Raw genomic sequence first — 13199 nt, forward strand, 5'->3', positions numbered from 1 at the left:
AGATCAAGCCACCTCTCCCCGTACCGTACGGGTCGCCTCCACCATATTCAACAGCGCCGATCCCACCTCCGCCCAGTTGCGGGTCTTCAAGCCGCAGTCTGGATTCACCCAGAGTTTTTCCAGCGGAATTACCTGCAATAGCTGATACAGTCGATTGACCAGCTCCTGGCGCTCCGGCACGTTCGGCGAGTGAATGTCATAAATGCCCGGACCTATTTCATTCGGGTAACCGCCACCTTCTCCAGTCCCTTCCCCTTTAGAAAAGGCCTGTAACAGGCGCAAGTCAGAGCGGGCGGACTCGATGGTAATAACGTCCGCATCCAGGGCGACAATTGCCTCCATGATTGCATTGAAGTTGCTGTAGCACATGTGGGTGTGAATCTGGGTTTCCGACTGTACTTCGCTGCAGGTGTAGCGGAAGCATCCCACTGCCCAGGCAAAGTAATCATCGTGGCCGGATACGCGCAGGGGCACACCTTCACGCAGGGCGGGTTCATCGATCTGGATGATGCCGATGCCCGCGGCTTCCAGGTCCAGCACTTCGTCCCGCAGCGCCTTGGCAATCTGCAGGCAGCTCACCGCGCGGGGGATATCCTCGCGAGGAAATGACCAGTTGAGAATAGTCACAGGTCCAGTAAGCATCCCTTTCACCGGCTTTTTGCTCAGGCCCTGGGCGTATTCGCTCCACTGCACGGTCATAGGCGTCGGGCGAGAAATATCGCCGGCGATAATCGGCGGTTTTACACAGCGGGAGCCGTAGCTCTGCACCCAGCCGTTGCCGGTGTGGATAAATCCATCCAACTGCTCGCCAAAATACTCCACCATATCGTTGCGCTCGGCTTCGCCGTGGACAAGTACGTCAAGACCGAGAATTTCCTGGCGGCGGATGGCTTCGGCAATTTCTGCACGTAAATGCGCATCGTAATCCTGCTGGGATATCTCATGGCTGCGGAACTGCTTGCGTACCTGGCGCAGCACATCGGTCTGCGGGAAGGATCCGATGGTTGTTGTGGGCAGTACCGGCAGTTGCCAACGCTCGCGCTGAACTTCCGCGCGCTGTGGATACTTTTGCGCGCGCCAGGTGTTATCCAGTTCTGCACGCACTTCAGCCTCGCTGCGGCTCTCGGTTTTCGCGGTGGCCGGTAGTACTTCCGCCCCCGGTTTCAGTGCCTGCTGCAAGGTGTTCAGTTCATCCAGTTTCTGGCGACTGTAAGCCAGCTTTTGCTTGTCCGCGTCGGCCAGTTTGGTTTCCGTTTCCAGGTCGACCGGGCTGTGCAACAGCGAACAGCTGGCAGAAAGCCACAGGCGGTCGCCAAGTTTATCCGCCACCGGCTGCAGCGTTTTCTGCCAACGGGCCAGATCCGTGCGCCATACATTGCGTCCGTTGATCACCCCCACAGACAGTACTTGCTTGTCTTGCAGTGCGGCCAGCGCCGGTTGCAGGTCTTCCAATCCACGCACTGCATCGATATGCACACCGTCTACCGGCAGGCTGAAAACTGTTTCCAGGTTTTCCCGCAGCGGCGAGAAATAGCTCGCCAGCAGTAACTTACTACCGCTAGCTTTGGACAAGGCTTCGTAAACGGGCGCGAATGCAGCACGCCACTGGGCCGGCAGGTCCAGGCCGAGAATCGGCTCATCGATCTGCACCCACTGGGCGGCGGCATCGGCCAGTTTTATCAACAACTCTTGGTAACAGGGCAACAGTTTCGGCAACAGGTCGAGGGCGTCATCCACTCCACGACCAAGCCACAGATACGTCAGAGGGCCGATAACGACCGGTTTGACGTTGTGACCCAGCTGCTGGGCTTCCTGTACTTCCGACAACAGCCATTCGGCATCCAGGGTAAACGTCTGGTCGTCGGCGAATTCCGGCACCATGTAGTGGTAATTGGTATCAAACCATTTCGTCATGGCACTGGCCGCCACCGGTTCTCCGGAGGGCGCGCGGCCACGGGCCAGTCGGAAGTACTGATCCAGCTTGTTTTCCGCGGCGCCCTGGGTGAAACGCTCGGGGATTACGCCAAACAGCAGGGAGTGATTCAGCACCTGGTCGTACCAGGCGAAATCGCCCACGGTAGTCAGTGCCAGTCCCGCGCCCTGCTGTGCCTGCCAGTTTTGGCTGCGCACCTGAGAACCCGCCGCCAGCAGTGCTTTCTGATCAATCTCACCTTTCCAGTAAGCTTCCTGAGCCTTTTTCAACTCGCGCTGCGCGCCAATGCGCGGGTAGCCGAGAATATGTGTTTGAGACATCTTCCTTTCCCCAAATAGAGTTTCCCCATGCCCAGACAACACAAGGCACGAGATCTGTAAATTTCGGGGTTGATTCTGCAGGCGCACTCATGTTCAATCAATTTCATATTTTTTGCCTAGAACATGAATTTAACTAAACATGCATTTAACTAATCATGATTGAACTGCGACATTTGCGCGCCCTGAGCATCCTGCGGGAAACCGGCAGTATGGTGCGCGCCGCCGAGCGCCTGCACCTGACCCAGTCGGCGCTCTCCCACCTGTTCAGAGAAATGGAAGACCGGCACGACCAGGCCCTGTTTGTACGCAAGTCCCGCCCGCTGCGATTCACCAGCGCCGGCTTGCGGCTGCTACAACTGGCGGATGATGTACTGCCGAGGGTGGCGGTGGCCCAGCGGGATATTGCGCGCTTGGCATCCGGTCAGGCGGGGCGGCTGAATATCGCGATTGAATGCCACAGCTGCTATCAGTGGCTGATGCCCACCCTCGACAGCTATCGGGATGACTGGCCGGAAGTGGAACTGGACCTCTCCAGTGGTTTTCATTTCGCCCCTCTGCCGGCGCTGGTGCGCGGGGATCTGGATCTGGTGGTCACCAGTAACCCGGATGATGCACTGAAAGGTATTCACTATGAGCCACTGTTCAGCTTCGAAATGTGCCTGGCGGTCAGCCGCAAACACGCGCTGGCGGAAAAAAAGTGGATAGCACCGGAAGACCTGGAAGGCGAAGTGCAAATCACCTATCCGGTGGAGCGGGAGCGGCTGGATATTTTCCAGCATTTTCTGGATCCGGCCGGTATAGAACCGGACTCGGTACGCACCGCAGAATTGACGGTGATGATGGTGCAACTGGTGGTCAGTGGGCGCGGTGTCTGTGCACTGCCCAACTGGGCACTGCACGAATATTTACAGAAGGGTTTTGTCAGCCAGTTGCGACTGGGAAAGACAGGCCTGTGGAGTACTCTCTACGCGGCAGTGCGCGAAGAGATGCTGGAACAGGCCTTTTTACAGGACTTTTTCACCACGGCGCGGGATACCTGCTTCGCTAATCTGAATGGTATCCGCACCGCGTGATGTTCGGCTCTTTTGGCTCGGATCAGGGCTCGGATCAGGGCTCAGACCAGCGCCGCAGCAGATTGTGATAGACCCCGGTCTGCGCCACGATCGCCTCGTGATCTCCCAGCTCCTGGCGCAGGCGGTTAATCGACATATCCAGATCAAACAGCAGGGTGCGCTGACCGTCGTCGCGCACCAGGCTTTGAATCCAGAAAAATGAAGAGACGCGGCTGCCGCGTGTTACCGGCGTGACCCGGTGCAGGCTGGTTGACGGGTACAATACCAGTGAGCCCGCAGGCGCTTTGACACTGTGCACACCGTAGGTATCGTCGATCAGCAGCTCGCCGCCGTCATACTCATCGGGATCGGAAAGAAACAAGGTGCAGGACAGATCCGTACGGATCTGCCCACCGGTGGGCAAACGCCTGATGGCGTTATCCACATGGTTGTTGAAATGCTCCCCGCCCTCATAGCGGTTGAACAGCGGCGGAAATACCCGCTGCGGCAGTGCCGCCGACATAAACAGTCCACTGGCCGGCAGGGCCTTCAGGATCAGCTCACCGAGCTCCCGCGCCAGTGGCGAGCTCTCCGGCAACTGACGATTCTGCTTGGCCTGCGCAGACTGGTGCCCGGCGGTAACCCGGCCATCCACCCACTCCGCCTGCAACAAGGCCGCCTTCATCTCGGCGGCCTGTTGCGGGCTGAGGATTTCGGGGATTTCCAACAGCACGTTTCGATTCCTCAGTAAGTAAAGTTCAGACTCAGCAGCGCCGTGCGGCCCAGTCCCGGAATGAAGTGACCACCGCCCACGTAGTCGATGTACTCTTCATCCGTCAGGTTCTGCAGGTTCAGCTGCGCGCTGATGTTGTTGCTGAAAGCGTAAACGCCGGAGGCCTCCAGGGTCCAGTAGTCCGGCGCCTGTCGGGTATTGGCGGTGCTGTTGTAGCGGTCACCCACATACTGGGCACCGGCACCCAACTGCAGCTTCTCGCCCATCAGGTAATTGGCCCACAGGTTGAAGGTGTGGTGCGGTGAGTTGGACAGTTCATTGCCCAATTCCGCCGCATCCTTACTCTTCAGTACTTCGCTATCCAGGTACACGTAACCCGCGTTCACACTGAAGTTCTCGGTAATCGCACCGGAAGCACCCAGTTCAACGCCCTGCACACGCTGCTCGCCATCCAGCACCAATACATCATTGGGGTCATCCGGATCCTGGGTGCGCGCATTGGTTTTGTCGGTGCGGAAGAGTGCGGCGCTCATCAGCATACGACCGTCGGCCAGTTCCCACTTGGTACCCAGCTCAATGCTGCGGTTTTCTTCCGGTTCCAGATCCGCAATACCCGGCTGGCGGCTGCTGGTGGAGATGGCCATGCCCTCTGCGGTCGGGTTGAAGGAAGTACCGTAACCCAGGTAGAAGCTCCCGGCAGAGACCGGCTTGAACACCACACCGGCACGATAGCTCAGCATGGAATCGGTGCGCTCCATCAGCGGGCTGCCATCCGGGGTGTATTCCATATCAAAGCGGTCGTAACGCAGGCCACCGTTGATCTGCCAGTACTCGTCAATCTGTATCGAATCAGATGCATAGGCAGCCAGGGTGGTGGACTCACCGATGCTGAAGGTACCGGTACGCACGTAGTTTTCCAGGTAGGGATCGCTGGGGTCAGGGTTAAACAGGTCGGTCGCCGGCGAGTCTTCGCCCGTCACTTCCTTGGTGTAACGTTTCTCTGACTCCAGGCTCACTTCGGTACCCACCAGAATCTTGTGCTCCCAGGCACTGCCCGGATTCACCGTCAGGGTAAGGTCGGTCATGTTGCTGAAAATGGTGTCTTCCTGGTCCCGGTATTTGTCGTCACTGCGGCGAATATCGGTGCTGTCGGTGCTCACAAAACGCGGTGCGGTCACCATAGAGTCGCGGCTGGTTACCCCCCAGCGCGTGGTGTTTTTCAGGGTGGCGTCATCGCTCAGGCGCTGACTTACCTGTACCGTACCCAGCGTGGTTTCCACTTCTTCGTAATCGCGGGATTTCAGGCCGTACCAGTTGTCGAAGTCCACAGGTGGCGCATCATCCGCATAATCTGCGAGAGGTACATTGTTGGCCGGTACCCAGGGAATACCGTAATCCGGGGTATTGTCCTGTGACAGGTGGAACAGGCTCAGATTCACTTCGGTATCGGTTTCCAGGCCAAAGGCCAGGGACGAGCCCACACCCCAACGGGAATTGTCGACGCCGTCGCGGCCGGCCACATCCTGTTGGTGAGTCATCACATTCACGCGCGCGGCGGCATTATCGATACCGTCGAGGGTACGGTTTACATCCAGAGTGGCGCGGCCGTAACTGTCAGTCCCGGCAAGAATATTCGCGCGGGTGCTGTCGGTAAGGTTCGCGGTCTTGCTCACCAAGTTTACAGAGCCACCGGTAGAGCCGCGACCGGAATAATCGGAAGACGGCCCCTTGACCACTTCCACCTGCTCCAGGTTGAAGGGGTCGCGGGTGTAGCCGCCGAAGTCGCGCACGTTATCCACAAAAATATCGGTGCGCGCGCTGTAACCACGAATGGAGAACTGATCGCCGGGAGGGGCACCGCCCTCACCGGCCTGCATGCTGATGCCGGATACATTGCGCAGCACATCGCGCAGGGTGGTCGCGGCGCGCTGCTGCATCAGGTCTTCGGAAATAATATTGACGGTCTGGGCAGTATCCAGCAGTGGGCGGGCAAACTTCACCGAGCTGGGGCTGCGCTCTTCCAGGCGATCGGTGACTTCAACCACCTCCGGCGCGCGCTCTTCCGCAGCGGTTTGCTTGCTCTGCGCGGCCTTCGCTTTGTCAGCGGCACTCTGCACTTCCTCGGCGTGTGCACCGCTGATCAGGCTTCCGGCAACCGCAGCGGCAACCGACAGTTGCGAGAAGCGGGAGAATTGGCCGGCCAGCGGCTTCTTGCGGAAGGCATCCGCGAGATTGTGAGTGGCGAGTTGATCCTTTGTACTCGTCGGCTTAGTCATGAATATGCCCCAGGGGTTTCGTTACTTATTGAAGAGATTACTGATAGGTTTTATTTATTCGGCTGATAGGCCTGCAATGCGAAGCATTATCATTTAGATAACCAAAAACAGCAACCTGTCATTTGGGGAATGGCACAGAAATCCCCAAAAGCTTCACAAGTCCCCACAAAAGGCGGGGATTTACTGCGTTCAATGCAACATTTTTCGGCAAAAATCGCTAAGCTTAGGCGTCAAATTTGCGCGCCAAATTCGGGCTGAATAAGACCCGACTAAATAAGAAATGAGGAGTTTTGTATGGGAAGTGCGAGCAACAGCTGGAGCCCGGTACTCAAGGGCCTGCACTGGATCATCGCAATTTGTATTCTCTGCGCCTGGGGGTCAGTAGAGTTGCACGAGTTTTATGAGCGCGATGATCCCATGCGCAGTTGGTGGATGGTGCTGCACTTCTCCCTCGGCTTTACCGTATTGCTGCTGGCCATGGTGCGCCTCTACTACCGAGCCACCCACGGCCGCCCCACCCTGTATGGCAGTGGCTTTCAAAAGCCGGTTTCCCTGCTGGTACAGAGCCTGATGTACATCATCATGCTCGGTATGCCTCTCACCGGATTGCTAATGCGGCAATTTGCCGGGCGTGACACCACCCTCTTTTGGCTGTTCGACCTCCCCGCCTTCGTGACTAAAAATACCGATCTCGCCAAGCAGATCGCATTTATGCACAAGGAGTTTCTGTGGAACGCACTGCTAGTACTGCTGGTACTGCATATCGGTGGCGCCCTGTGGCATCACCTGATCACCAAGGACAATACCCTGCGGCAGATGCTGCCGTTCGGCAAAACCAAGTAATCACCAGCGAATAAATTCAGCTGCAAAAAAACGATAAAAAGCAGGTAATAAAAAAGGGGCACCTTGAATCAAGGTGCCCCTTTTTTTAGGGTTTTTCCGCGTAAATACGCGCTGGCGAATCAGTCCTCGCGACGCGGCTTGCCGCGGTGGCCTCGGCCTTCACCCTGCGGCTTGCCCTTCTTGAAGGAGCCGCCTTTTTTGCGCGGTGGTCTGCCACCTTCGCCAGCGCCCCTTTCCCCACCCTGACCGGTGAATTTGGAAATGTTCATGGTCTTGCCAGCCACGCGCACGCCCTTGAGATGCTGGAAGATTTCCTTGGGCATACCTTCCGGCAGGTCCACCGTGGTGAAATCGCCGTAGATTTCTATGCGGCCAATATAGGAGCTATCGATATCCACTTCGTTGGCAATGGCGCCGACGATATTGCCCGGCTTGATGCCGGACTCGCGGCCGACTTCAATGCGGAAACGCTCCATCCCTTCATCCGGGGCAGGCATTTTTCTCGCGTCTTTTTCTACGAACGCGCCTTTCTTGCCGCGGGTAAATTCTCTTTCGCCACGATCACCACGTTCACGGCGTTCGCGCGGCTCGCGGAATTCACGGGGAGCCGGGTCGCGCTCATCCAGCAACAACGGCTGGTCGCCCTGAGCCATGGCGGCCAGTGCGGCAGCGACGTCCAGTGGATCCACTTCGTTCGCTTCCAGGTACTTCTCCACCAGATCGCGGAAAGGCGCCAGATCGCGGCGGCCCGCCATGGTGTAGGTAATCTTGTCGCGGAATTTTTCCATACGCGATGCGTTCACGGCCGCCGCGGTCGGCAGGTCCAGACGCTCGATCGGCTTCTTGGTGGCGCGCTCAATGGAGCGCAGCATGCGCTGCTCACGCGGCGCCACAAACAGGATGGCATCCCCTTCACGACCGGCACGACCGGTACGGCCAATGCGGTGGATATACGCTTCGGTGTCGTAAGGAATGTCATAGTTGATCACGTGGCTGATGCGCTTCACATCCAGACCACGGGCAGCAACGTCGGTGGCAATTACGATGTCGAGCTTGCCCGCTTTGAGCTTGTCGATCACCTGCTCACGCAGGTTCTGCGCCATATCACCATTCAGTGCGGCACTGGCGAAACCGCGCGCCGCCAGCTTGTCTGCAATTTCAACGGTGGCATTTTTGGTGCGCACGAAGATGATGGTGGCATCAACCGGCTCCGCTTCGAGAATACGGGTCAGTGCGTCCATCTTGTGCAAACCGCCCACCGGCCAGTAACGCTGGCGGATGGTCTCGGCGGTTTCGGTTTTCACCTTGATCTTCACTTCCACCGGGTCATTCAGGTGGTCGCGGGCGATACGGGCGATCTCGCGCGGCATGGTGGCGGAGAAGAGTGCAATCTGTCGCTCTTCCGGAATCTGTTCCAGTACCCACTGCACGTCGTCGATAAAGCCCATGCGCAGCATTTCGTCGGCTTCGTCGAGTACCAGGGTCTTTAGGCGGGACACATCCAGGGTGCCCTTGCGCATATGATCCATAACACGGCCGGGGGTACCCACCACCAGCTGTACACCGCGCTTCAGCTGCTGGATCTGGCCGCGGTAGTCGGCGCCACCGTAGATAGGCGCAACGTGGAAACCTTTCAGGTTGGCGGCATAAGACTGGCATGCTTCAGCCACCTGAATGGCCAGTTCGCGGGTCGGTGCCAGCACCAGCGCCTGCGGGTGGCGGCTTTTCAGGTCCAGGCCGGCCAGCATCGGCAGTGCGAAAGCGGCCGTTTTACCGGTACCGGTCTGGGCCTGGCCCAGTACATCGTGGCCGTTCAGCAGTGACGGGATGGTCTCCGCCTGAATCGGTGACGGGGATTCGTAACCCAGCTTGGTTACGGCTTCCAGAATTTCAACGGGCAGTCCCAACTGGTCGAAGCCAATCGGTGCAGAATTATCGGTCATTTTGAGTTCACTTGAATTACATAGGGGCCGGGCCATGCACGGGCTTTAAAGAAAACCATAGCGCACAACCGAGGATTGCTGGGCAAGGCGAAAAAGCCCATTAATAGCAGCACCGCTATATCAAGCTCATTCAACTCAGAGACAGGGGCCTGTGGCGAGGAGGTCTGTTACCCATGATGACTAATGTCCCGCTCAAGGCCGCCTTCTGATGGCGGGTGGGGACAAGAGGGTGCGCAGTCTACCAGTTTGGCGGAAGACTGCCAGTTTAATTTTTGACCGACGCAAAAAGCCTCAGGAATCGCAGAATTTGGGTGCTTTCGCCACCTCTTCCGCCGCAGATAACCACTGGCACGCCAGCGGTTGCTGCCCGTATTGCTCGATCAGGGCCTGAATCTGCTTCTTGCTGCGGTGATCCTGAAAACCCCGTACCAGATGGGTCTGAAGCAATGTGCGCAGGTTCCCTTCAAGGGCCGGCAACCTCGGCAGGCCGGACTGCACCACGGCCAAGTGCACCGCTGGCGTGTAAGGCCCCAACTCAGAAGCGCGAACCAGATAGCGATCCATGTCCGCATCAAACTCATTCAGCCGCACCTTGACCTGCGCCATCTCCGCCCAGCTATCCGGCCACAGTGGGCGCAGCGCAACGGCTTGCTGATAGAGCGCCAGCGCAGCGCGGTAATCTTCTGGGATCACCTGGCCCGCGTTATAGGCGCGCCACTCCAGCAAACGTGCCTGCAAGGTCAGCTGATAGGGATTATTCGGGTGCAGCTCATTGGCGCGTTCGATAGCCGCCATCGCGGATTCCATCGATGCATCAGACGGCACCTTACCGAGCTTGTACCAGTATTTAAGCTGATTCTCCGCCGTAACCACCTGCAAATACGCCAGCCCCATAGAACCGGCGTGAACGCACAGCGCCAGCAACAGGCATATGGCTAGCCAGGTGCATCCCTTTTGCAGCGGGCCGACTTGAGCCGGCCACAGCGCAGCGCGCAGCTTGGGTATAACGCCCACGCGTTTGCGAGAACGACGGCGGCGCGGGGTGCGGGGAGATTCGATGGAGGCTTGGGTATGCATAAATAAGGAGTATAAAGCTCCGGGCTCACGCGAAATGGCAAGCCGCTATCTTACCCGGGTTGTCGCGTACCAGCTGCCAGGATTTTTCTTCGCCGACAATTTCTGCGGCGGCCTCGCGGCCAACATTCAATACCGGCGGACGGCGCACCTCGTGGTGGGCATCGGTGGCGAGAATAGTAACCAGATCCTGCTCCAGCAACTGTACCGCCCGCTCCTGTGCGCCTTCGCCAAAATGCCCTGCTACCGCGCCGGAAGTCACCTGAAACAGGCAGCCCTCGCGCACCAGCGGCATCACTTTGTTGAAATCCCGCATCACATCCTTATTGCGCTCCGGATGCGCAATCATCGGCCGCACTTTCTGCTTGCGCAGCCAGCGGATCAATTGCTCGGTGCCGGGCGGAATATGGCTGTGGGGCAATTCCAGCAGCAGCACCTTATCCCCTTCCCACTCACCCAAATAAGGCACCTGCTTGAGCAGTACCATATTGAGGATTTCTTCGGAGAGGCGGATCTCAGCGGCCATGCCCAGCTGTAACGGAATGCCTTCCGCCGCCAGCGCATCGCGCAGCTGGTTGAATGCTTTGGTGATGGTGGAAAGATTATTGGGGAAGCGGCCCGCATGGATATGCGGGGTGGCAACGGTGTGAGTGATACCGTCGCTGACCGCGGCCCGGGCTAACACCAGAGCCTGATCAAGGTCCCGGGCACCATCGTCGATGCCCGGCAAGATATGACAATGCAGGTCGATCACGCGACTTCCAGATCTTCCGACGTGGCTTTCGGCTTAACGTTCTGCGCGTTTTCGGATACACCCGGCGCACGATACGCGTACTCACCGGCATAGGTGTAGTACTCGCCGTAGTAACCCGTCTTGGAAGTCGTGTCCACCTGGTTCAGCACCACACCGTCCAGCTTGGCGCCTACCTGCAGCAGACGGCCGATGCCGTTGTTCACCAGTTTCTGGCGGGTGCTGTCCGCCTTCACCACGTACAGCATGGAGTCCGCAATACGGGAAACAATCAGCGCGTCACTCACCACCTGAGCCGGTGCGGTATCCACGATCAGGCGATCGTATTTGCTCTTCAGTACTTCAATCGCCTTGGCAAAACGCGGGGACGACAGCAGCTCCTGCGGATTCGGCGGCACGGTACCGGCCGGCATGATATCCATACCACTCTTTTCATCGTGGTAAATACATTCGGCCAGTGTATTGCTGCCCGCGATCAGGTTGGAGAGACCGGGGTGATACGGCGGCAACTTGAACTCTTTGCCCACGGAAGGCCGGCGCATATCCGCATCGATCAGCAACACCTTTTCCATCTGTGACAGGGCAAAGCCCAGGTTCTCGGAAACGGTCGTCTTACCTTCGCCCGGTACCGAGGAAGTCACGGAGATGACTTTGGCCGGTCGATCCAGGTGAGACAGCACAACACTGGTGCGCAAGGTTCTTACCGCCTCGGCAAAGCTGTGCTGGCTGCTGTCGAAGAAGGTCGCCAGGCTCAGGCGCTCACGCTTGTCGTGATCCACCCAGGGCAGCACGCCAATCATGCGCTGGCTCAGTTTGTTTTCCACATCTTCCGGGTTGCGGATGCCATCGTTTAAGGCTTCCAGCAGGAATGCCAGCATCACACCCGCCATGGCGCTTACCACCAGAGCCAGAGCCACGATCAATGCCTTTTTCGGCTTGGCAGGCAAGCGCGGCGCAACGGCCGGGTCCATCAAACGGGCATTGGCGGCTTCAAAACCCGAGGTTTCCGAAGTTTCACGGAAACGGGTCAGGAAGGCACTGTACAGCTGGCGGTTTACATCCACTTCCCGCTTCAGCTCGTTGTAACGGGTCTCCTTGCGGGAAACCAGCTGGTAATCCGTCTTGGCCTGCTGCAACTCGCGCTCCAGCGCCACCACATTGGACTGCGCGGTTTCATAGTCGCTGTGGATACCGCTGATCAGGCGACGTACTTCACTGCGCAGCTTGTCCTGCACCGATTCCAGCTCATCGCGGGCTGAGATCATTTTCGGGTGCTTGGGACCGTAGCGGCGGGACAGCTCAGACACCTTACGCGCGGTATCGATCTCGGCCTGTTTGATGTTCTCAATCAGTTTGTGATTGAGCACTTCCGGCAGGCTCGCCAGCGCATCCACATCGGCGCCGCGGCTTTGTACCAGGGAGTAGATGCTTTCCGCCTGCTTGAATTCCTGGCGCGCCTGAATCAGCTGGCTGGAAATCTGGTTCAGCTCCTGGGCAGCCAGGCCCTGTACACCGGATACATCGACCAGCCCTTCCTGCTCCTGGAAGGTCTGCAGACGGGATTCGGATTGCTCCAGCTTCAGACGCAGGTCTTCCAGGCGGTCGTTCAGCCAGGAGGTAGCCTGCTTGGTCATGTCCAGTTTGGCCTGCAGGTGGCTGTCAATAAAGACCTCCGCCACCATATTCGCCACTTTCGCAGCCAGCTCCGGGGACTCGGATTCAAAGGTAATTTTTACCAGCTGGGTATTGCGCACCGGTGCGATCGACAAGCGGCTGCTCACTTCATCGGTCACGCTCTCCAGTTTCAGCTGGCGGGCTTCCTCTTCCGTCAGCATCTCGCGGGACGCCAGGAACGGCAGCCAACCTTTGATACGGTCTTTGATGGAAGGAGACTGCTGGTCCGGATCGAACTCCGGGTGGTTCACCAGGTTCAGCCGGTTGACCACTTCTTCCGCAATGCGGCGGGACTTCAGAATTTCAAACTGGGTGAGGAAGTATTCCTTACGACTGGAGTCCAGGCCGTACACTTCTTCAATGGACAGCGCCTTGGGCTGCTCCGCCTCGATCATCAGGGTCGCTGTGGCCTGGTAGCGCGGGGTCATGGAGAAGACCACCATCGCCGTCAGCATGGCGACCGCAATAGACAAGGCCGCAATACGCCACTTGAAACGGTCCACAATACGCCAGTACTGGCGCAGATCGATTACTTCTTCCTGAAGCATGCGTTCCTGATGCATCTCAGAATTCTGAGAGTTCATGTTTTGAGCGTTCATC

At 58.0% G+C, this 13199-nt stretch carries 9 protein-coding genes; 2 read left to right on the plus strand and 7 right to left on the minus strand.

Annotation, left to right across the window (positions count from 1 at the left end):
• Nucleotides 1–3: 3 nt before the first annotated feature.
• Nucleotides 4–2253, minus strand: a complete 2250-nt coding sequence (gene metE / locus GRX76_RS16855) for a 5-methyltetrahydropteroyltriglutamate--homocysteine S-methyltransferase (RefSeq protein WP_160154363.1) — start codon at nucleotides 2251–2253, stop codon at nucleotides 4–6.
• Between the two features lie 155 nt (nucleotides 2254–2408).
• Here metE and GRX76_RS16860 point away from each other — a divergent pair, with 155 nt between their 5' ends.
• On the plus strand, nucleotides 2409–3326 hold the full coding sequence (locus tag GRX76_RS16860) for a LysR family transcriptional regulator (protein WP_160154364.1): 918 nt from the start codon (nucleotides 2409–2411) through the stop codon (nucleotides 3324–3326).
• A gap of 34 nt (nucleotides 3327–3360) precedes the next feature.
• On the opposite strand, the gene GRX76_RS16865 is transcribed toward GRX76_RS16860, so the two are convergent.
• Together GRX76_RS16865 and GRX76_RS16870 are read right to left on the minus strand one after the other, a co-directional pair.
• A complete protein-coding gene (locus GRX76_RS16865; protein WP_160154365.1) occupies nucleotides 3361–4038 on the minus strand; it encodes a Fe2+-dependent dioxygenase in 678 nt (225 codons plus the stop codon).
• An 11-nt stretch (nucleotides 4039–4049) separates the two neighbouring features.
• Nucleotides 4050–6314, minus strand: a complete 2265-nt coding sequence (locus tag GRX76_RS16870) for a TonB-dependent siderophore receptor (RefSeq protein WP_160154366.1) — start codon at nucleotides 6312–6314, stop codon at nucleotides 4050–4052.
• 294 nt (nucleotides 6315–6608) lie between these two features.
• Here GRX76_RS16870 and GRX76_RS16875 point away from each other — a divergent pair, with 294 nt between their 5' ends.
• Nucleotides 6609–7157 (plus strand): cytochrome b, encoded by a 549-nt coding sequence (locus GRX76_RS16875; RefSeq protein WP_160154367.1) that lies wholly within the window; start codon nucleotides 6609–6611, stop codon nucleotides 7155–7157.
• Nucleotides 7158–7276: 119 nt separating this feature from the next.
• Here the strand turns inward: GRX76_RS16875 and GRX76_RS16880 are convergent, their stop codons facing one another.
• The 4 genes from GRX76_RS16880 to GRX76_RS16895 all read right to left on the minus strand — a co-directional run bounded on the left by GRX76_RS16880 (nucleotide 7277) and on the right by GRX76_RS16895 (nucleotide 13198).
• Nucleotides 7277–9100, minus strand: a complete 1824-nt coding sequence (locus GRX76_RS16880) for a DEAD/DEAH box helicase (protein WP_160154368.1) — start codon at nucleotides 9098–9100, stop codon at nucleotides 7277–7279.
• 291 nt (nucleotides 9101–9391) lie between these two features.
• Entirely contained in the window at nucleotides 9392–10177 is a 786-nt protein-coding gene (locus GRX76_RS16885; RefSeq protein ID WP_160154369.1) for a VpsP family polysaccharide biosynthesis protein, read from the minus strand.
• A 25-nt stretch (nucleotides 10178–10202) separates the two neighbouring features.
• A complete protein-coding gene (locus tag GRX76_RS16890) occupies nucleotides 10203–10928 on the minus strand; it encodes a tyrosine-protein phosphatase (protein WP_160154370.1) in 726 nt (241 codons plus the stop codon).
• Nucleotides 10925–13198, minus strand: a complete 2274-nt coding sequence (locus GRX76_RS16895) for a polysaccharide biosynthesis tyrosine autokinase (protein WP_236250440.1) — start codon at nucleotides 13196–13198, stop codon at nucleotides 10925–10927. The genes GRX76_RS16890 and GRX76_RS16895 overlap by 4 nt, the downstream gene beginning before the upstream one ends.
• Nucleotide 13199: the final 1 nt, after the last annotated feature.

It is taken from the genome of Microbulbifer sp. ALW1 (genome assembly GCF_009903625.1).
GTDB lineage: Bacteria > Pseudomonadota > Gammaproteobacteria > Pseudomonadales > Cellvibrionaceae > Microbulbifer.